The sequence below is a fragment of the Acidithiobacillus sp. genome (assembly GCF_023256195.1).
GTDB lineage: Bacteria > Pseudomonadota > Gammaproteobacteria > Acidithiobacillales > Acidithiobacillaceae > Acidithiobacillus_A.
Genome location: NZ_JAGDWX010000036.1, coordinates 60844 through 80296, shown reverse-complemented (window position 1 = coordinate 80296; position 19453 = coordinate 60844). Strand labels below are relative to the sequence as shown.

Genomic DNA, 19453 nt, shown 5'->3' with positions numbered 1-19453 from the left:
GCTCAGTGCGGACGCAGATGCAGTTGATAGAGCGTGCCGGCGCCACTCAGTACCAGGAACCGATCCTTGCCAAGGCAGACGGGCGCGCTTTGGATACCGCTGGCAGAGACGGCGCTCTGTCCCACGCGATGCCCGGACTGCGGATCGAAAACGTAGATGGAGCCGGCGTCGTCGCTCACCAGCAAGTCCTTGCCACAGTGCGCGATCCCGGTCAGGTATTGACCCTTCAGGACCTCGCTGCGCCAGAGGACCACGCCAGAATGGGGATCGACGGCGGCAATGCGGCCATCTGCCTGAGCTACGTACAGATGACCGTCCGCCAGTACGGGGGTCAGATAGACCGACATGGGCACCGACCAGTCCTCGCTGCCGCCACTGACTGCGTAGGCGGCCAAGTTACCCTGATAGGCGGCAGCAATGACGCGATCGCCGTCCACTACCGGGGTGGCGGCAATATCCACCATCCGTGCCAGCTCGTTGCTGCCGTGGGGAATCGCTACCGCTGCCCGCCACAGCTCGGCGCCATTATTGAGGTTGAGTGCTACCAGATTGCCGTCGGCGAAACCCGCGTAGACCACATCACCATCCACCACCGGCGCCGGCAAGGTGCGCAGGAGCAGGGACGGCTGATTCATGGAAAAGGTCCAGTCCAGCTTGCCATCCCGGCGCTGCAGATCTACCAACTGGCCATTCACCAACTGCGCCAGCACGGCGTCCTTGCTCACCGTAATGGGACTGAGCACCTCGGAGTCCAGTTGCGTGACCCACAGACGGTGTCCGTTCTTGGCCGCAAAAGCGTAGAGCTTGCCGCTGTCCGTGCCGATGTAGACGACACCGTCGGCCAGGCTGGGACCGCGGGCGCTCTTGCCGTCCAGACGCACCATCCACTGCTGCTTGCCCTGGGAGTCGAGACAGAGCAGATGCCCGGAGGCATCGACCAGGAAGATGTGCCCATCTCCCACAGCGATATTGGAGGTCTCGTAGGGCTGCAGACGCCAGGTGCCGTAGAGGCGCGCCTGCCAGTCCATCCCGACCTGCACCTTTTCGGCTTGGCTGGCCAGCGGCGCGACGGCCTTAGGACTGGGCTTGGACGAAGAAAACCACGAGAGCATGCCACAGCCGGACAGGGAGAAGAGCAGCACCGGCAGCAGGAGCGCTCGCCCAAGGCCACGCGCGGTGAAAGGATGCGAGCTCACGAATGGACTCCGATATTGGCCAGTTTCAATTGCAGGTATGCGCGATAGGGATCGGTCGCCGGCAGGGCTTGCTCCGCCTTCCGGTAGTCCTGTCGCGCCTTGGGCCACTCCTTCAGCTGCTCGCGCGCATCGCCGCGCAGCTCCCAGAACAGTGGTGCATAGGCATCACCGGGCGAACCCAGCGTCTCCAGAGCGGACTTGGCCTGCCCCTGACCGAGCTGCAGCCGCGCCAAAGCGAAGCGGGCGAGTCCCTCCATGCCGGTGGGCAGGTGCCCGCTCTTGAGGATTGTCTGCAATTGCGCCTGCGCCTGTGCGTCGTGGTGCTGCATCATCTCCATGCGCGCCATGAAAAAACGCGCCATGGTGGCATACGGTGTATGCGGGTATTTTTGCAGCAGAGTCTGGGCGCTGGCCTGCGCTGCCGCCGTTTCATTGGCTGCCACGGTCTGCGTCAGCTCGCTGTAGACCGACGCCGCCTGCGCCATCTGATGCCGCTGATATTTGGCATAACCGAAGAAGCCCATGGCGCCTAGCACCACGAGCGCAACGACGACGATGAGGGATTTTCGGTGGCGATAGAGATAGTCGGAGAGTTCTGGGCCGGTCACGTCACACTTCGGGTATCGATAAGATGCGCTCAGTATGGGGAGGCGGCGCGCCGAAATCAACGCCCAGGGAACGCAACCCCTGTTCCAGCTCGGACCACGGTCCTTCCCAACCGCCGACAGCGTCCTGCTCCCGCAGTCGGACCGGCTGGCCACCGTCAGCCAACTGAGCACCGCCGACGATGGCCTGCAGCCGGGCAGCGCTGCGCTCCGCCTGCTTGAGCAGGGTCTTGAGGCTGGCCGGTCCGCCTACCACCACCGCCACACCGTCGGCGCGCAGGGCCTCTGCCCGCCGCAATACCGCCGCCATCGCCTCGCTGTCCAGGGCTCCCAAAAAGAGCTGCACCCGTGCTGCCGGCAGCTTGTGGCCCGTGAGCGCCTGCAAAGCGAGCAGGCGCTCGAGCCCCGCTGCAAAACCGAGAGCCGGCGTCGTCGGTCCGCCCAACTGTTCCACCAGACCATCGTAGCGACCGCCGGCAAGCACCGTCCCCTGGGCGCCCAGGGCGTCGCTCACCCACTCGAAGACGGTCCGGTGATAATAGTCCAGACCGCGCACGAGACTGGTATTAATCCGATAGGGAATCTCCAAGGCGTCCAGGTAGGACCGTAGCTGATGAAAGTGTTCCGCCGACTCCGGGTCCAGATACTCCAGTAGCCGCGGCGCGTCCGCCGCCACCGCACGACAGCCTTCCACTTTGCAGTCCAGGACACGCAGAGGATTACGCTCGAGGCGGTCGCGGCAATCCGCGCAAAGATCTGCCTCTCGCGGACGCAGGTACTGCAAGAGGATCTCGCGATAACGGGAACGCGCCTGCGGCGTGCCCAGGGAGTTGATCTGCAACTGCGCCTGCACACCGATCCTGTCCAAGAGTCCGGCAGACAGGGCGATGAGCTCGGCGTCGCTGCTGGCATCGGCGAGACCGAACATCTCGACCCCCAACTGATGGAACTGGCGGTAGCGGCCCTTCTGCGGCCGCTCGTGGCGAAACATGGGGCCAAGGTAATAGAGCCGTGGTTGCGCACCGCGCAGGCGGCCGTGCTCGATGAGGGCGCGCACCACTCCCGCCGTGCCCTCTGGGCGCAGGGTCAGAGAATCCCCATTGCGGTCCAGAAAAGTGTACATCTCTTTCTGAACGATATCCGTGACGTCACCGATGGCTCGGGCAAAAAGCTCCGAGTGCTCAAGCAAGGGCAGCCGAATCTCGCCAAAACCGTAGCGATGGAGCTGCTCCCGCAGAGTCGCCTCCAGCGCCTGCCAGGCCGAGGTGTCCTCCGGAAACAGATCGTTCATGCCGCGAACGGCCTGCAAACCCTTGTGCGCCATGAGTAGTCGGGGTCAGGCGTCGGCGCTGCCGGCGCGACGGCGGGCTACCTCGGCGCGGATTCGCTCTTCCAGGACGTCCACGATGTCGCGGTTCTCGACCCGATCCACCTGCTTCCCTTTGAAGTAGAGAATGCTGCGCTTGTCGCCGCCAGCCAGACCGATATCGGCCTCCTTGGCCTCGCCAATGCCGTTGACCACGCAGCCGATGACCGAGACATCCATAGGCTCGAGGATATCCTCCAGCCGCGCCTCCAGGGCGTTGATGGTACTGATGACATCGAATTCCTGGCGCGAGCAGGACGGACAAGCGATGAGATTGATACCCTTTTGCCGCAGGTGCAGGCTTTTGAGGATGTCAAAGCCTACCCGGATCTCCTCCACGGGATCCGCCGCGAGGGACACGCGAATGGTGTCGCCGATGCCTTCATGGAGGAGCAGGCCGAGACCGATGGCCGACTTCACCGTCCCCGAACGCAGGCCACCCGCCTCGGTGATGCCGAGGTGCAGGGGATAATCCACCTTCTGTGCGAGCAGACGATAGGCGCCCACGGCAAGAAACACATCCGAGGCCTTGACGCTGATCTTCACGTCGTGAAAATTCAGTTCGTCGAGGATGGCAACGTGGCGCAAGGCGGACTCGACCAGAGCTTCCGGCGTGGGTTCACCGTATTTTTCCTGAATGTCCTTCTCCAGAGAGCCGGCATTGACGCCGATGCGGATGGGGATACCGCGATCCTTGGCCATTTCCACCACTAGGCGGGTCTTGTCAACCGAGCCGATGTTGCCGGGATTGATGCGCAGGCCGTCCACTCCATCCCGCATCACCTGCAGGGCGATACGGTGATCGAAATGGATATCGGCCACCAGCGGCACCTCGACCTCGGCACGGATGGCGCGAAAGGCCTCGGCGGCTTCCATGCTGGGCACCGATACCCGGACGATGTCCGCACCCACGGCCTCAAGCCGGCGGATCTGCGCCACCGTGGCGGCGACGTCCCGCGTTTCGGTGTTGGTCATGCTCTGCACGCTGATGGGCGCACCGCCCCCGATGGCGACCTTGCCTACGTGGATTTGGCGGCTGTGGCGACGGCGGATGGGCGACTCGTGGTACATGACAAACCTCGCTGTATTGAGCTCAGGATGCGGCCGAGGACGTGCTGGCGAGCGGCCTGCTCGGCGTGGCACCCATACCGGCGGAAGCATTGGACTGCGGCGATGATAACCCCGGCGCCGTCGGCGAATCCATCCCCGCTGGCGCGGGAACCGGATATCGCTGGCCATGACCTGGCCTGAGGGGCGAGCGCCCGCTGGCGGTGACGCCATTCGGCGCATTGGCGACAGCGGGCGTACTCGGAATCGGCGCCGTCCCTACCTCCAGACGGGCCACACCCAAGGCGTTGGCGGGCAGCGCCACCGGCTTGCCGTCGTAGGAAATCTCGACATTCTCTGCCTTGCCTATCAATATCCGATACGGTGGCTGTCCCTGGTCTACCGCCAGGGTCTGGCCAGCCTCTGCCAACCGTGCGAGGAGCGTCTTGCCTCGCGCGTCTTGGACCTGCACCCAGCAGCGACCGGTGAAGACGAAGTGTAGACCGGTAGACGGTCCTGGCACACTCTGGGCCCCGGCCACGGCCGCACTGGCCACAGCCGCCGTCGACGCCGAACTGGCGGTAGAAGCCAATGCGGCGCTGGGCGCCGGCACCGCCAGACGCACCGCACTGCTGGCTGTCGTGCTCGACAGGGAACTCGCCACCGGCGCACTGGCCCCGACGCCCGATGCGGCGGCAGACGTCGATTCTGCGCTCGTCGACTCTGCCGTCTTTGGTTCGGCCGCGCCACCTCCGCCCCAGATCCACCAGGCAATGGCAGCAATGGCGGCGGCTACCACCAGGGACAGCAGCAACATGGGTCGGCTGTAATCCAGCAGCGGATCTTCCGAGTCCGGCAGGACGTGATCCGTCGGTTTCACTCCGGCACCGCCGCTGCGCCCATCGAAGAGCACCAACAAGGGTTCCGGATCGAGATCCAGCAGGCGGGCATAATTCTTGAGGTAACCGCGCGCGAATGCCGCTCCCGGCAGTGCTTGGAAGTTTCCCTGTTCCAGAGCCTCTACCTGACTTGCGCGGATGTGCAAGCGCTCAGCGGCTGCTTGGGGACTCCAACCACGCCGCTCTCGCGCTTGACGCAGCACATCGAAGTCTTGGACGGACTCGGGCGGATGGGCGCTCATAGGAGAACGATCACCCTCCTCCCACCAGCAGACGCTGCGCTTCCTTGCCCGCCGGAGAATAAGGATTGGCATTGACGCAGCGCTGCCAGTACTTTTCCGCCTCGCGCCGCTGCCCCTGAGCGGCCGCGATGCGACCGGCGAGCAGAAGTGCCGGCGGATCCTCGGGTTCCTGTGCCAGCACCTCGCGCACGTGGGAGTAGGCAGCAGGCAGGTCGCCCGTCTCAAAATCCAGTTGCGCCAGAACTTGCAGTGCCGGTGGGTAGGCCGGCTTGAGGTAGAGTGCCCGAGCCAAGGCGGCCCGAGCCGCTGCCTCATCCTTCAGACCGATATAGGCCAACCCCAGATTCGTCCAGGCGAACTGCGGGGTGGCGTACAAGGGATCTTCCGTTGCGCGCTTGAGGTACCCGACGGCCTTGGCATACTGCTTTTGCTGCACCAGAAAAGCGCCGAAGTTGTTGAGGTACTCCGGGTTCTTGGGGTCCGCCTCCAGGGCCTTGGAAAAGGCCTTGGACGCCGCCTCCGGCTGATCGAGATTGGCATAGGCCAAGGCCATGACATTGTAAGCGTCGCCGTGATTGCCGGGCTCCTTCAGCGCCAGTTGCAGTTGCCGGATGGCCTCACGCGGGTGTCCATCCTGCAGATAAGCCGCGCCCAGGGAGGTGTAGATGGCTGCCTTATCGGTAGGTGGCGCGCGCAGCCCACGGGATTCTGCAGCAGCGGCATTCTGGCGGGCTTCCTGCGCCGCCAGTTCTGCCGGAGCGAGAGTACTGCGCTTGCTGGAAAAGAGCCCACAGCCCGAGAGCGAACCGGCCACCAGCGCCACAGCCAGAGAAAGCCGCCAGGCCATCCCCCTCATGGCCGCAGCTCCGGACGGGGTGCGGGCATGCGTACCAAGGCGCGACGACCGTCGCGGACCTGCCCGGCCAACTGACCACAGGCCGCCGCGATATCGTCACCGCGCGGACGTCGAGTCACCGTCATGATGCCGGCGCGCAGCACGATCTCGCGGAAGGCATCGATACGCGCGGTGCTGGAGCGGCGGTAGGGGCTGCCCGGGAAGGGGTTGAAAGGAATGAGATTCACCAAGGCCGGCAGTCCCTGCAGCAGACGCACCAGAGCGCGGGCATCGCCATCGCCGTCGTTGATACCGTCCAGCATGACGTACTCGAAGGTGATACGCCGTCGCGGCGGCAAGGGATAGTGGCGACAGGCGGTCATGAGTTCCGCCAGGGGATAGTGACGGTTGATGGGCACCAGCTCATCCCGCAGCGTATCTCGACTGGCATGTAGGCTGATGGCGAGATTGACGGGAGTCTCGCGTCCCAACTGCTCGAGTCCCGGCAGGACCCCCGCCGTGCTCACCGTCACCCGTCGCGCGCTGAGGCCATAGGCAAAATCGTCCAACAGCAGACGGATGACCGGGATCACCTGTTTGAGGTTGAGGAGCGGTTCCCCCATGCCCATGAAGACCACGTTGGTAATGGCATCCAGGCCCAGGTGGCGACGCGCCACCCGCAACTGCGCGATGATCTCGTGGCTGGCGAGATTGCGATTGAGGCCCTGGGCGCCCGTGGCACAGAAGCTGCAGGCCAGCGAGCAACCCACCTGGGAGGATATGCACAGAGTCCCGCGATCCTCTTCCGGGATGAAGACCGTCTCGATGGCGTTTCCGTCGGGCAAGCGTAGAAGCCATTTGCGGGTTCCATCCTGCGCCAGCTGATCGGCAATGACCTCGGGCTCATCCCAGCGAGTCTCCGCCAGAAGTCGCGCCCGCAAGGTCTTGCTGATATTGCTCATATCGGCGACATCGTCCACCTGCCGCTGATGCACCCACTGCAATACCTGGCTCGCCCGAAAGGGTGATTCACCCCACTGCTGCAGCAGGGCCGTCAGGCCCGACCGATCCAGCCCTAGTAGGTGGGGCAGGTCGGCCCCTGGGGCCGCCGCCAAGCGCAACTCGCTCATGACCGCGGACACAACTCCCTCTGCGAGAAGAAGTAGGCTATCTCCCAGGCGGCGGTCTCGGCGCTGTCCGATCCGTGCACGGCGTTGGCGTCGATGCTCTCGGCAAAATCGGCGCGTATGGTGCCCGGTGCCGCATCCTTGGGATTGGTAGCTCCCATGAGTTCACGATTCTTGGCAATGGCACCCTCACCCTCGAGAACGCTCACCAACACCGGCCCGCTGCTCATGAAATCGCAAAGTTCGCCGTAAAAAGGACGGGCTTTATGGACGGCGTAAAAGCCCCCGGCATCGGCCGCGCTCAACTGCATCATCCGCGCGGCAATGACCCGAAGACCAGCTTGCTCAAAGCGGGAAAGGATGGCGCCGATGGCGTTTTTTTTGACGGCGTCCGGTTTGATGATCGATAGAGTGCGCTCAACTGCCATAAATTCCTCAATGGGGCCAAAAGGTAAAAGCGAGCATAGACTAGCACCGGCCTGCCTTGCCCGCAATTTTACCGGCCCGACCGGGATAACCGGCACCCAGCTTGGGCCGAGCGCTCGGTGTATCGGCGCGGTCACAATCCGGGGCGCAGGTCACGATCGACGGCGACCACAGAGGATCGGCGTCGGTTTCACCGAGGCTCTCGGGAAGACTCAGCTGCGCACTACCGTAAACTGCCCCATCATGCCATTGTCCTCATGCTCCAGCATGTGGCAGTGGTACATGAAAGGAAAGGCTTTGGACGCGGGTTGTGTGAAGGTCATGCCCAGACGTAGGGTTTCGCCGCGGCGGATCAGAGCGACATCCTTCCAGCCGCGCTCCCCGGGCGGCGGCTCCTGACCGTTGCGACTGAGGATGCGGAAAGAAACGCCGTGGACGTGAAAGGTGTGGGCCATGTGCGCCTGATTCACCACTTCCCAGACCTCCGTCGTGCCGAGACGAGTGGACAGATCGATGCGCTGCATGTCCATGGCCAGGTGGTTGATGGTGAAGAGAGGCAGATTACCGATACCCATGGACATGCCGCCCGGACCATTGTGCAGGGCCTTGGCCGCCGCCTGCCGCAGCGCGCCCATGTCACTCCCCATGCCTTTTCCGCCCATGTCGTCCATCATGCCCTGGAGGCTGAAATGTCGCTCCCGCTGGGCCGGCGGTAACTTCGCCAGGGTCGTGAGCTGCTCTGGCAGGCGCCCTCCGGGCCCCAGCGGCGGACCGACCTGGATCTCGAGCAGATCGAATACGCTGCGATCGTAGGCATCGCTGTCCATGGGCATGGTACTGAGACTGGGTACGACAGCGGCGGAGTCGCTGCGCAGCCGCAGGCGTCGACCCTGGAGGCGGCGCAGATCCACCAGGATTTCAGCCCGCTCCGCCGGTGCCAGGAGCAAGCGATGCATGGCCACCGGAGTCTCCAGAAAGCCTGCATCCGTGGCAATCTGGTAGAACACGCGGTCGTCGGAAAACGCAAAATTGTAGAGCCGGGCGTTGGAACCGTTGAGCAGGCGCAGCCGCAGCCAGCCTGCCGGCGCCTTGAGTACCGGCGATTCGCGACCATTGATGAGAAAACGGTTGCCCTTCATGCCCATGACGTCCATGGGCTTCGGCATGTAGACGAGACGCCCGCGATCATCCAATAGACGGTCCTGGACGATGATCGGGACGTCGTCGATGCCGTAGCGCCTCGGCAGACCCAGACGTTCCGCGCTGCCGTCCTGCACCAGATAGAGTCCCGCCAGGCCAGCATAGACGTGTGGTCCGGTGCGCCCGTTGGGATGGGGATGATACCAGAGCGTCGCCTCCGGCTGATCGATGGTGTAGTGGTAATGCCAAGTCTGCCCGGGCGCGATGAGGCTCTGCGGTCCACCGTCCATGTCCCCTGGCACGTGGGCGCCGTGCCAGTGAGTCGTGGTGCTCTGATCGAGACCGTTGTGTACCCAAATGCGGACGGGCTCGCCCCGAGGAATCTGCAGGCTGGGTCCCAGCAAGGCACCGCGATACCCCCAGGTGGGGGTTGGCGCGAGTCCGGAGGCCAGCGGCGCCTGCCCCGCGGCAATGCCGAGGTGATACTCGCGAACGCCGTCTGCGGCACGTTCACCCGCGTACAAGGGCGGGATGGGCAAAGCCGTCGCAAAGACTGGTGGATGGGCCAGCACGGGGGTCGTCGCGGCCATGGAGCCCATCCCCATGGATTTGGAACCCGCACCCATGGCCATACCGGCCATATGGCCCATGTCGGCGGCGCGTAGCCAGCCGCTGGTACCCGACAGCAGCACAAGGGCCGCGAGCTCTTGTAGGAAGAGGCGGCGGGATGTGGAAGGAGACTGCGGCGGTACGTCCTGGTTCTGCATGGAAAGGATCCTCCTGCACTGGAACATGTCTCAGTCTAGAGCGGCATTCTCAACCGCACAACCGTGAAGCGATTGTAAGGTTTATATTTTTTCGGGGCGACCGAGTGACAGGTCCACCGTCGCCCTCATTTGCCAGGGAGCGTCTTGAGCCTGCGCAACAAAACCGCCACCATCCGCGCCTTGTCCGAGGTGCGCGTTTGCCCCCCCATGGATCGGGAGAGAAAGCCATAATCCGCCGGGATCCGCCTGGATTGGGCGGGCCTGCGATTCGCCAGGGCAGAAGCGGCGGTTGCCCCGCCTTTTCGGGAGCGACATGTGTCCGCCCCCCTGCTTGTGGGTGCACCCGCCGCACACTACACTGATATCGACCACTGGAGAGGAGCAAATAACATGCTGTCCGTTACCGATCGTATCCGGATGCTGTTCACCAATCCGCGCGACTTCTGGGCACAGGTTGCCGCCGAAGACACATCCCTCAACGCCGTCTATATCGGCTGGGTCCTCTGGCTCGCCGCCCTTCCCGCTGTCGCAGGTCTCTTGGGCAGCCTGTGGTGGGTGGGTCGGATGGCCGGCATGCTGAGCCCGTACATGACCATGGGTGCGGGCATCCTGGTCACCAGCGCCGTTCTCGGCTATGCGACGACCATCGTTCTGGTCGCCCTGCTCTCCTGGATAATCAAGGCGCTCTGCCCATCCTTCCAGTGTTCGGGGAACCTGGTGCAGGCCACCAAGACCGTGGCCTACGCCATGACCCCCGTGTGGCTTGCCGGTATTCTGCTCATCATCCCGCCCCTCGGTGCCGTAGCCGTCTTGGTCGGTGCGCTCTACGCCATCTACCTCACCTATCTGGCGTTGCCGCGGACCCTCGAGTGCCCTGAGGACAAGACAATCGCCTTCACCGCGGTAATCGTCGTCGTCGCCGTGGTCGTGAACGTCGTTCTGCAGATGATCGTCAGCTCCCTGACTCTGGCAGGCACGTCCTTCTCCACACCCAGGTTCTGACCGCGCCCGTGCTGGCTGTGCCCTCGGCAATCTTCCGTCCGGGGGCGAGATCTCGCCGCGGCCCTGCGACCATGGGCGGGACCTTGCAGCGATGGGAGGGACCCGATGTCGGGGATGGGCGGCGGTCCTGAACGCAGCCCTTGCCCTAGCTCGGCGGGATCACTTGCTTCAGACTGTGGGACGAACTACCAAGCCTCCAGGGATCGACGCCAGAAGGGATCGTCCAGGGGACGTCGGTCAGCGATGCCGGCGCGGACCGTGTCCACCTTGTCCCAGAGGTTCCACAGCAGTACCCCCTGCACTTCGCTGCCCTCGCCATAATAGACCACCGCCGCTTTGCCGCCACGCTCTGCCGCCACCCGCAGCACCCTTTGCACCTCGCATCGGCCCACCGCTTCGAAACCGAATTCGTAGAGGTCGCTGAAAAAGAGGGACTGGTGCGTAAAGGGCTCCCCTGCCCCGGCCATGGCGAGTCCAGCCGCCCGCCCTGTGGCTTCGGCGTTGTCCCAGTGCTCCAGACGAATCGGCACCTGCCATACCGGGTCGGGATAGCTGGCCAGGTCGCCCGCAACCCAGATGTGAGGGTCGCTGCTGCGCATCTGGGCGTCCACGCGAACACCGCCAAGGCGGAGGGTGAGGCCTGCCTGCTGCGCGAGCTCGACATTGGCCTCCATGCCCGTCGCGTAGATCAGCAGATCGCAGGCCAGCGCTCCGACGCCATCAAAGCGTGCCGTGAGCCGGTCCTGTTCCAAGGAAAGATCCGCCAAGCGATGCTGCGGATGGAGCACCACACCCGCCTTTTCGTAGCGGGCACCGATTTCCTTCTGCAGTACTGGCGGCAGGATGTGGGCCAGAGGGGCAGCACCGGCGACGGCGTAGTGGACGCTCAGCCCCTTCTGCTGGGACAGGGCCGCCGCCATTTCGGCACCGAGAAAACCACCACCGACGACAAGGACTTCCAGACCCGGATGCAGAGCCGCCCGCAAACCCTCATAGTCGTCGAGGCTGCGCAGCGTGAAGACGCGCGTCGCCAGCTCGGGGGGCAGATCTCGGGGGCGACGTGCGCGCCCACCCGTAGCCAGCAGCAGGCGATGGTAGGTGTAGGTCTTGCCCGCGGCTGTGGTGACCTTACGGGCGCTGGCATCCAGCTGGCGGACGGGATCGCCGAGATGTCGCTGCACCGCTAGAGCCTCCCACTCGGCGGGGGACTTCAGGGGGAGATCATCCAGGTGGTCTTTGCCCAGCCACAGGCCCTTGGACAGCGGTGGCCGCTGATAGGGCCCCTCGGCCTCTGCGCCCAGCATCAGCAGGCTTCCTTCGCGGTCGCATGCGCGAATGGCCACCGCCGCCGCCGCTGCAGCCGGCCCTGCACCGATGAGCAGATAACGCCAATCGGGGATTTCTTCTCGCATCGGACCTCCTCCACTATCGACCTTTGCAATCGATGCCGACCGCCTTGACATACTTCAGGATAGGACAGAGCGCCGCATAACGCTTTCCATGGGGCAAAGCGGCGGCGCGGTGTAACCCTCAGCCCGAGTTCTGCGCGATGATCGTCCGTGCCAGCTTTTTCGCCTCCTGTAACTCGTGTCCGTAGATGCGGGTCTCGTAACCGTGGACGGGCGTCTTGGTAAGAGGCAGGAGCACGCTGTGTCGCCGCTGACCGCCAGTGTCTATGCGCGCCACCATCGACAGGCCCGGACGCAGCGGGTGGCGCGCCAGGGCCTTGGGCGGCAGGGATATCCGCACCGGAACCCGCTCGACGATATGGATGTAGTTTCCCGTGGCATTCTCCGGCGGCAAAATGGAAAAGGCGCTGCCGGCGCCCGGCACCAGCCCTTCCACGAATCCGTGGTAGACCACCGAATCCCCGTAATAGTAGCTGGTCAGGCGGACCGGATCGCCCGGCTGGACCCCTGCCATTTCCGTCTCCTTGACGTTCGCTACCACCCAGAGCGTCTGCAAGGGCACGACACTGAAGAGCGGCTGACCGGGATGAATGCGCAGACCCGGATAGGCATGGCGCTCCGCCACATAGCCGCTGACGGGGGCACGCAGATCCCGACGCGCCCAGGCGACATAGGCACGCTCCAGTTGCGCCACCGCGGCACGCACCAGCGGATTGTCGTCCAGGGTCGTATTCCCCACCAGCGCCAGGGCGGCGGCCAGCTGCGCACGCGTCGCCCCCATCTGCGCACGCAGTACCTGCATATCCGCCTGGGTGTCGGTGATCTGGATGGCGGCCACAGCCCCACTTGCCTGCGCTCTGCGGTAGCGGGCCAGATTGTCGGCAAGTTTGGCATATTCCGCGGTCTGCGCGGCGAGGGTGTGGCGCAGGCGTTGCACCTGGGCAAATTCCCGCCGCAACTCGCGCACCGTGCGGCCCAGAGCCGCCTCACTCGCCTTCAGGGCCAGATAGCTGCGATCCCCTTGAACGCTGGCGAGAAGCGCTCCCGCGTGGACGTACTCGGTGTCCTCGACATAGACACGACGAATGGTGCCCTCGGTCTGCGCCTGCACGGGGACGATGTTGCCTTGCACGTAGGCATCGTTGGTACGCACGCGCTGGCTTCCAACCAGAATCCACCAGATCCCCCAGGCTGCGGCGAGCAGCAGCAACACTGCGGCAAAGATAAAAAAGTTCCGATAGGGGTGCGGTGGATGTGCTTTTTGGTCTGCGTCAGCCATCGTGGTCCTTTGTCTTCTTCCCGAGGGTGGCGTCATAGCCCCCACCCAGAGCCGATTCCAGCAGTACCCAGTTCTGCAGGCGCTGGATCCTGTTGACCGTTTCCGCTTCCAAGGTACCCTGCAGCTGGATGCGTGCCTCGATACTGGGCAGACGGGATGTCAGACCGCTGCGCCAGGCCGTCCGCTGCAGCTGCCATTGCCGATCCTGCGACCGCTGCTGGGTCTGCAGGGCCTTGGCGTCGCGCTCCAGGCGCCGGGCGTCGCTGAGCACGTCGGCCACCTGCTGCAGCGCGGTCAGGATCGTCTCGCGATAGTGGTCCTGCGCGGCCAGAAAGACAGCATTCTGTGCCCGGAGCTGAGCGCGCAGTGCACCTCCCTCAAAGATCGGCAGGGTGATGGCGGGACCCACGGCGTGAGCAAAATTACCGGGGTTGAAAAGATCGCCAAGACGAATGCTGTTCCACCCGGCCAAGAGCCGCAGGTTGATGTCGGGATAGAAGGCGGCACGCGCCGCACCCACCTGGGCGGCAGCGGCACGCACGGCCCAGCGCGCCGCCACGATATCGGGCCGTCGGCCCAGAAGTTCCATGGGCAGCTGCGCCGGCAAGCCAACGCTTGGCCTGGCATGGCCGGAGTCTGCGGTGTCCACCGGGACGGACGCGTCGGGCCCCTGCCCTGCCAAGGCGGCCAGAGCATGCCTCTCGGCAGCGATGACCGCCACGAGAGCATCGCAGCGTCGAGACGATTGCTGCAGGGCCACCTTTGCCAGGTCTACCGCGCTGCGATCCTCAAGACCGCTGGCATAGGCCAGCTCCGCCACCTGCAAGGCCGTTTTCTGCCAGTGCCGTAGTTGTCTTTCCTGGTGCAGGACCCGCTCATCCCCCTGCAAGGCCAAATAGTGCAGGGCCGTGGCCGTACTCAGGAGCAGGCGTGTCTGGGCAGCCTCCGCCCGCGCCATGGCCAGACGCCCTCGCGCTGCCCGCACGAGATCGGCATCCTGCCCCCACAGATCCAGGTGGTAACGGGCCTCGATGGGATTGAGTTCGGTGTAGAAGTTGCTGGTGCCATTGGCGCTGAGGTGCAGACCCTGGTCTGAGAAGTACTGTTGGGTGAAGGACAGGCCGACATCGAAATGGGGCAGCAGACGCGAGTGGGCCGCCGCTACCTGCGCCTGGGCCAGAAGCACCCGGGCATCGGCCTCCTGGAGATCCGGATTGTGTTCCAAGGCCCGTTCCACCAAGGTATCCAGGGCCGGCTGCCGCAGCTCCCGCCACCAGCGTGCCTGGGGCCAAGGGATGTTTGCCATATCCATCGGCCGCTTCAGGTCCGGTACGGCCCCGGCGTCGCGATTTTTTGGAAGGTGCTGCGGCAGCGCCGCGCAACCGGCCAGCAACAGACCCAGCGCAGCCACTACCAGCCGACCCTGAGTCTTCACCGTGCCGCCCTGATCCCCAGCAGCAGCCAGCACCACGCGGCGCCTGTCGGCAGGTAGTCGCAGGCGCAGATCTTGGCAAAAACGTCCCCCAACGGCACGGCCACCCACATTCCTTCAGCAACAACGAGCGAATCGTCGAAGTCTAGCACCGTCGACGCGGGCTCGTCCCCCCCTGCCCCGCATCACGCCACAGTGGTCAGTGGCCGTCGGTAGACCAGGGTCAGCCCAGGTGCAAGGGCCATGACACTGCCAACCCCTGCGACTCTAGATGGAAAAAGGCTGCGGTTTCTGCGTCCAGTCAAAGGCATCCAGCAGATCGTAAGCAGCACCGTCACGCGCATTCAGCTCAGGCAAGCCAAAACGCTGCTCGATAAAGCGCAGGATACTCGCTGTGGAGCTTGGATGGTGGTCCACAAAGCCGCGCCGCGCCCAGGGGCTGACAAGGATCAGCGGCACGCGGGTGCCGAAGCCATACGCATCCACCGATGGTGGCGGCAGCGAATCCCAGAAGCCGCCACCCTCGTCGTAAGTGATGAAGATGGCGGTCCTCTCCCAGGCGGGACCGTCGGCCACCGCACGCACCAGCTGCTCCACCCAGGCCATTCCTTGGGCTGGGGCGCAGTCTGCGGGGTGCTCGTCGTGAGCGGCGCTGGCCTTGAGGAAGGAGACGGCGGGAAGATGACCTCGCCGAGCATCTTCCAGGAAGTCCTGACTGTCGCGCATGTGCCCGGCACGCACGTAGTCTGGCCAACGCGGGTAGTACTGGAAAGGATTGTGATGCGCGACATAGATGCTGCTGCTGTCGATGATGGCAGATCCATCACCGGGACCAAAGGCATTCTTCAGAGCCCAGTTTTTGACGAGATGCCAGTTCTCGTTGTACCAGGCCCAATCGAGGCCGGCTCCGCTCAACAGGTCGCCGATATTGGCATAATCCTGAGCTGCCGGAGGCGGTGATATCTTCAGGCTGGCCGCACGTCCCGCATCCGTTGGTCCCTGGATGGGCGGCAGGTCATTGATGAGTACCCGACGGTGATCGTAGGGAAGATCGAAAAACACGAGAGCTTTGCCGCTCTCCCGCGGATCGAAAGGCGCGCAGTGCTCCGGCGCCACCTTGGGGTGAACGCAGGAGCGAGCCGCCACGAGGTAGAGAGCATTGCCCGTACTGCCCCCGCTCATGGCCTGAAAACAGTGGTCGAAGAGCGTGTAGGAATGGGCCACGCGATGATAGAAAGGCAGATCCCCCGCGTCGTAGTAGCCGAGGACGGGACCACTGGGCCGGGCCAGATCGAAGACTATTTCCTCGGCGTCCATTTGCCAAAAATCCTGGCGCCGCAGGTGCATGGTGCCACTCCCTGCCAGGGCAACGAAACGATCCATGCCACCGTCGTGCATCTGTGCCAACATACGATAGAAACGGTGCTTGGGGTCCCAATGCAGGCGACTGTCCGCCGGCATGAAAGGACCCAGGTGGAAGGGCCTGTTGGGAAGTTGCACATGGGCAAAGGCCGGGATCTCCGGCGGCAGTGGCAAGTCGGGATAGGGAATTCCCGCCGGGTTTTTCTGCAGCCCGTCAAAATGCCGGGCTATCCGACCATCGTCGTCAAGCAGATTGAGGATCCCCTGCCCGGTAGCGGCCTGAAAAGTACCGAAGTAGTGGTCGAAACTGCGATTCTCCTGAAAAATGACGACCACATGGTCGATCTTCTCCCGTAGAGCCGCAGCCTCCCGGCCTGCCGCCCGGCTACGGCCCACCAGGCCCGGGGCAAGCCCTGCCGCGATACTTACCGCGGCCAGACTCTTCAGAAAGTGGCGGCGGTCCATTTTTGCCTGAGCCATATGCTAGCCTTCGCTCAGGGCAGGATGTGGATGAGGCGCGCGCAGTTCCCCTTGCGCCCCGCCATCAAGCTGTCGCCCGCAGGAAAGTCGGCGACCTTGTCCGCGCGCAAGGTGATCCAGGCCTCCGTCAATACGGTACCCTCGCTCCGAGACCCACCGCGCTTACCATCGGGCTGTTCGCAGCGCAGCTCCAGCGCATCGCTGTGGCCGTGAAAAGCATCGGCGAAGGCCCGCAGCAAGGCATCGCGACGCACCCACTCACCGCGATGATCGCGGACGAAGGCCGTGAAGCTACTGGCATTGACCCTGTCCAGAAGGCGCAGAGCCTGGCTGAAGTAGGCATCGGGACTGGAGCCGAAGCACACCTCGTGCTTGTAGAATTCATGCCGGTCCAGACAGTTACTCGCCATGGGCATGTGCGCATGCAAACGCTGCTCGACGGCCGGTGATAGCTTCAGGGCCGGCAGGGCGCTGCAGGAATCGTGCGGGAGCGGTGGGTGGCCCGGCTCGAACCAGTTGCAGCCATAGCGCCACCAAGTCTCGTCCGGTACCTGCTGACGGACCAGCACCTCGGGACGGCTGGCCCAGAGACCGTGCAGGCTCCACTCCTGACTGGCACGCGAGCGCGGGCCGATGTTACTGCAACTCGCGCCCACATCGGTCCAGGTCTTGCACACCCCTGGCTGCCACAACATGGCAAAGGTGTAGTGCTGAAATCGCATCTCCGTCGCGGGCGGAACGGGGCCCTCGGCCCAGGCCGTCGCCGGCTCCAACCCACCAAGCAGCCCTACCAGCAGCCAGATCATCCACCACATCACGCTCCCCTCCTTTTTCTGCTGCACATCAATCTCCTTGTCGCCAGGCCATCCAGACGATGCCTGCCATGAGCAGGGCAGGAAAGCTGTAGGTCACCACATACGCCCAGGGGCTGCGCAAGAGCGCGTAGTTCAGGGCCAGAGCCAGCAGCACCACGGCCACGGTATAACGGTCACCGAACAGGGTCTTCCACAGTGCCTTCATGCCGCTACCCCTCGCACCTTGTTGGTCCGCAGCATCAGGACCGCGACGATCCCCGTCAGGAGATAGAATGCCACCAGAGCCAAGATCGCGGCATCCTCTCCCGGCCACTGCAGACCCAGGGCGTGCAGGCTCCAATAACTGCCGAAGGCCGTAATCATGGCACCGACAAAAAATTTCATGCTGTTTTCGGGAACCCGCCGCAACGGTCGGTGGATGATAGCTCCAGCCAAGGCCACCAACACCAGGGCACCGGCGGCGGCAGCAGCGGCCAGATCGATGGTGTGGGTCTGGGCACCCAGAGCGATGACGATCAGCCAAACTTCCAGCCCCTCCAAAAGCACGCCCTTGTAGGCCACGAGCCAGGCCGCCGAGACATCGCCGCGGAGCAGGTTCTGGGTCTTGGCAAAGGCCTTTTCCTCATCGTGCAGAGGCACCCGTCCGGCGGCACGGGCAATGGCCTTGGCCAACCAGCGACTGCCGAAAAAGAGCAGGAATATCCCCACTATTGCCTGCAGCCACTGGATATCGATACCCGCCAGGAGCAGGCTTCCCCCTACGGCCGTCATGACCACCAAGGTCACGATAGCGGCGAGACTTGCCCCCAAGGCCCGCGGCCAGCCGATGGTGAGGGCGACAGCGAGGACGATGGTGAAGGCCTCGACCCATTCGACGATGGCCGCAAGACCGGTGGCGGTAACGATTTGCCAGGGCGACATGTTCACTCCTGTGGAGACTGTGGAAAGAAGAAAAGCTGGCTCGGATCGATCCAGAGCCGGGCGCGCGGCGGCGGCGCCACGGAGGAGGTAGCCACCAGAGACTCGGACAAACCCGGAAGCTCCCAGTAGCTGCGATAGTGACCGCGTTCGAAGGCACAATGGCGCAGCACGCCGACAAGCCCCTGCTGCTCCTCCGTCCGGATCTGTACGCTTTCGGGTCGGATGAAGAGCATTCCGGGACCTGCCTCGCCCACAGAGCCCGCCAGCGCCAGTCGCTGCCCGGCAACAGTGAGCGCACCATCCTTACATTGCGCCGGGAACGGACCCTGCGCACCGGTAAAACGGGCAATCCAGGGCAACCGAGGGCGATCGTAGAGGGCCTGGGGCGGACCATCCTGCACGATGTGGCCATCCGCCAAAACCACGACCCGATCCGCAAGACGCCAGAGATCGTCGGGATCGTGGCTGACGATCAGGGCACCGATATCCAGCGCACGCAAGCAGCGGCGGATCTCCAGGCGCAACTGTTCGCGCAGCTCCACATCGAGACTGGACAGCGGCTCGTCCATGAGCATCAGACTCGGCGCGACGGCCAGTGCTCGCGCCAGACCCACCCGCTGCCGCTGCCCCCCGGAAATCTCGTGGGGACGACGTTTCGCCAGGTGGGCGATACCCATGCGCTCTAGAAGCGCCAGGGCCTTGTCGCGACCGTCGCGACCGGGAATCACCAGCCCCACATTTTCCTGCACCGACAGGTGTGGCCAGAGCGCGTGATCCTGGAAAACCATGGCCATCCGCCGCTGTTCCGGATCCAAAGCGGTACCTCGACCGTCGTCCAAAACCTTCCCACACAGGCGGATACTTCCTCTCTCGAGCGGCTCCAGACCGGCGATGGCGCGCAAAAGGCTGCTCTTGCCAGACCCTGACGGACCGATGATGAGCACGACTTCACCCTTGCGCAGGTTCAGGTCGATGCCACGCAGCACCGCCTTTTTGCCCAGACGCAGGTGCAGCCCTTCCACTTCCAGAAGCGACGCGGCCTCGCTGGCTCCCATCTCTTGCGCGGTGCTCACCGCAGGCATCCTTTCCCTTGCCGTCGCCAT

At 64.2% G+C, this 19453-nt stretch carries 18 protein-coding genes; 1 reads left to right on the top strand and 17 read right to left on the bottom strand.

Annotation, left to right across the window (positions count from 1 at the left end):
• Positions 1-2: 2 nt before the first annotated feature.
• The 9 genes from bamB to Q0C23_RS09235 all read right to left on the bottom strand — a co-directional run bounded on the left by bamB (position 3) and on the right by Q0C23_RS09235 (position 9650).
• The gene (gene bamB / locus Q0C23_RS09275) at positions 3-1196 is read right to left on the bottom strand and encodes an outer membrane protein assembly factor BamB (protein WP_291512093.1); all 1194 of its coding nucleotides are present in this window, start codon (positions 1194-1196) and stop codon (positions 3-5) included.
• Entirely contained in the window at positions 1193-1804 is a 612-nt protein-coding gene (locus Q0C23_RS09270) for a tetratricopeptide repeat protein (protein WP_291512092.1), read from the bottom strand. Before Q0C23_RS09270 ends, bamB begins: the two co-directional genes overlap by 4 nt.
• Before the next feature lies 1 nt (position 1805).
• On the bottom strand, positions 1806-3125 hold the full coding sequence (gene hisS, locus Q0C23_RS09265; protein ID WP_291512091.1) for a histidine--tRNA ligase: 1320 nt from the start codon (positions 3123-3125) through the stop codon (positions 1806-1808).
• Positions 3126-3137: 12 nt separating this feature from the next.
• On the bottom strand, positions 3138-4238 hold the full coding sequence (ispG, locus tag Q0C23_RS09260) for a flavodoxin-dependent (E)-4-hydroxy-3-methylbut-2-enyl-diphosphate synthase (RefSeq protein ID WP_291512090.1): 1101 nt from the start codon (positions 4236-4238) through the stop codon (positions 3138-3140).
• 22 nt (positions 4239-4260) lie between these two features.
• A complete protein-coding gene (locus tag Q0C23_RS09255; RefSeq protein ID WP_291512089.1) occupies positions 4261-5355 on the bottom strand; it encodes a helix-turn-helix domain-containing protein in 1095 nt (364 codons plus the stop codon).
• A gap of 10 nt (positions 5356-5365) precedes the next feature.
• Positions 5366-6202: a type IV pilus biogenesis/stability protein PilW gene (gene pilW, locus Q0C23_RS09250; RefSeq protein WP_367273192.1), complete on the bottom strand. Its 837-nt coding sequence runs from the start codon at positions 6200-6202 to the stop codon at positions 5366-5368.
• Between the two features lie 5 nt (positions 6203-6207).
• On the bottom strand, positions 6208-7320 hold the full coding sequence (gene rlmN / locus Q0C23_RS09245) for a 23S rRNA (adenine(2503)-C(2))-methyltransferase RlmN (RefSeq protein WP_291512087.1): 1113 nt from the start codon (positions 7318-7320) through the stop codon (positions 6208-6210).
• The gene (gene ndk, locus Q0C23_RS09240) at positions 7317-7745 is read right to left on the bottom strand and encodes a nucleoside-diphosphate kinase (RefSeq protein WP_291512086.1); all 429 of its coding nucleotides are present in this window, start codon (positions 7743-7745) and stop codon (positions 7317-7319) included. The genes rlmN and ndk overlap by 4 nt, the downstream gene beginning before the upstream one ends.
• A 210-nt stretch (positions 7746-7955) precedes the next feature.
• Complete coding sequence (locus tag Q0C23_RS09235; protein ID WP_291512085.1) at positions 7956-9650, bottom strand: multicopper oxidase domain-containing protein; 1695 nt, start codon at positions 9648-9650, stop codon at positions 7956-7958.
• Between the two features lie 390 nt (positions 9651-10040).
• Between Q0C23_RS09235 and Q0C23_RS09230 the strand changes: the two genes are divergently transcribed.
• Positions 10041-10652, top strand: coding sequence for a Yip1 family protein (locus Q0C23_RS09230; RefSeq protein ID WP_291512084.1), 612 nt, complete (start codon positions 10041-10043; stop codon positions 10650-10652).
• Positions 10653-10837: 185 nt separating this feature from the next.
• Here the strand turns inward: Q0C23_RS09230 and Q0C23_RS09225 are convergent, their stop codons facing one another.
• The 8 genes from Q0C23_RS09225 to Q0C23_RS09190 form a co-directional block, all read right to left on the bottom strand.
• Positions 10838-12064, bottom strand: a complete 1227-nt coding sequence (locus tag Q0C23_RS09225) for an NAD(P)/FAD-dependent oxidoreductase (protein WP_291512083.1) — start codon at positions 12062-12064, stop codon at positions 10838-10840.
• A 118-nt stretch (positions 12065-12182) separates the two neighbouring features.
• On the bottom strand, positions 12183-13340 hold the full coding sequence (locus Q0C23_RS09220) for an efflux RND transporter periplasmic adaptor subunit (RefSeq protein WP_291512082.1): 1158 nt from the start codon (positions 13338-13340) through the stop codon (positions 12183-12185).
• Entirely contained in the window at positions 13333-14811 is a 1479-nt protein-coding gene (locus Q0C23_RS09215) for an efflux transporter outer membrane subunit (RefSeq protein ID WP_291512081.1), read from the bottom strand. The genes Q0C23_RS09220 and Q0C23_RS09215 overlap by 8 nt, the downstream gene beginning before the upstream one ends.
• A gap of 228 nt (positions 14812-15039) precedes the next feature.
• Positions 15040-16614 (bottom strand): alkaline phosphatase family protein, encoded by a 1575-nt coding sequence (locus Q0C23_RS09210; RefSeq protein ID WP_291512080.1) that lies wholly within the window; start codon positions 16612-16614, stop codon positions 15040-15042.
• Positions 16615-16628: 14 nt separating this feature from the next.
• A complete protein-coding gene (locus Q0C23_RS09205; RefSeq protein ID WP_291512079.1) occupies positions 16629-17456 on the bottom strand; it encodes a ribonuclease I in 828 nt (275 codons plus the stop codon).
• Position 17457: 1 nt separating this feature from the next.
• Entirely contained in the window at positions 17458-17634 is a 177-nt protein-coding gene (locus Q0C23_RS09200; RefSeq protein WP_291512078.1) for a hypothetical protein, read from the bottom strand.
• Complete coding sequence (locus Q0C23_RS09195) at positions 17631-18350, bottom strand: hypothetical protein (RefSeq protein ID WP_291512077.1); 720 nt, start codon at positions 18348-18350, stop codon at positions 17631-17633. Before Q0C23_RS09195 ends, Q0C23_RS09200 begins: the two co-directional genes overlap by 4 nt.
• Positions 18351-18352: 2 nt before the next feature.
• Positions 18353-19432, bottom strand: a complete 1080-nt coding sequence (locus tag Q0C23_RS09190) for an ABC transporter ATP-binding protein (RefSeq protein ID WP_291512155.1) — start codon at positions 19430-19432, stop codon at positions 18353-18355.
• Between the last annotated feature and the right edge of the window lie 21 nt (positions 19433-19453).

Coding starts and splice junctions, on each gene's coding strand:
- rlmN (WP_291512087.1), bottom strand. CDS start 7,320: ATGAGCGAGTTGCGCTTGGCGGCGGCCCCAGGGGCCGACCTGCCCCAC.
- ndk (WP_291512086.1), bottom strand. CDS start 7,745: ATGGCAGTTGAGCGCACTCTATCGATCATCAAACCGGACGCCGTCAAA.
- pilW (WP_367273192.1), bottom strand. CDS start 6,202: ATGGCCTGGCGGCTTTCTCTGGCTGTGGCGCTGGTGGCCGGTTCGCTC.
- Q0C23_RS09220 (WP_291512082.1), bottom strand. CDS start 13,340: ATGGCTGACGCAGACCAAAAAGCACATCCACCGCACCCCTATCGGAAC.
- Q0C23_RS09230 (WP_291512084.1), top strand. CDS start 10,041: ATGCTGTCCGTTACCGATCGTATCCGGATGCTGTTCACCAATCCGCGC.
- Q0C23_RS09210 (WP_291512080.1), bottom strand. CDS start 16,614: ATGGCTCAGGCAAAAATGGACCGCCGCCACTTTCTGAAGAGTCTGGCC.
- ispG (WP_291512090.1), bottom strand. CDS start 4,238: ATGTACCACGAGTCGCCCATCCGCCGTCGCCACAGCCGCCAAATCCAC.
- hisS (WP_291512091.1), bottom strand. CDS start 3,125: ATGGCGCACAAGGGTTTGCAGGCCGTTCGCGGCATGAACGATCTGTTT.
- Q0C23_RS09255 (WP_291512089.1), bottom strand. CDS start 5,355: ATGAGCGCCCATCCGCCCGAGTCCGTCCAAGACTTCGATGTGCTGCGT.
- Q0C23_RS09190 (WP_291512155.1), bottom strand. CDS start 19,432: ATGCCTGCGGTGAGCACCGCGCAAGAGATGGGAGCCAGCGAGGCCGCG.
- Q0C23_RS09235 (WP_291512085.1), bottom strand. CDS start 9,650: ATGCAGAACCAGGACGTACCGCCGCAGTCTCCTTCCACATCCCGCCGC.
- Q0C23_RS09200 (WP_291512078.1), bottom strand. CDS start 17,634: ATGAAGGCACTGTGGAAGACCCTGTTCGGTGACCGTTATACCGTGGCC.
- Q0C23_RS09195 (WP_291512077.1), bottom strand. CDS start 18,350: ATGTCGCCCTGGCAAATCGTTACCGCCACCGGTCTTGCGGCCATCGTC.
- Q0C23_RS09225 (WP_291512083.1), bottom strand. CDS start 12,064: ATGCGAGAAGAAATCCCCGATTGGCGTTATCTGCTCATCGGTGCAGGG.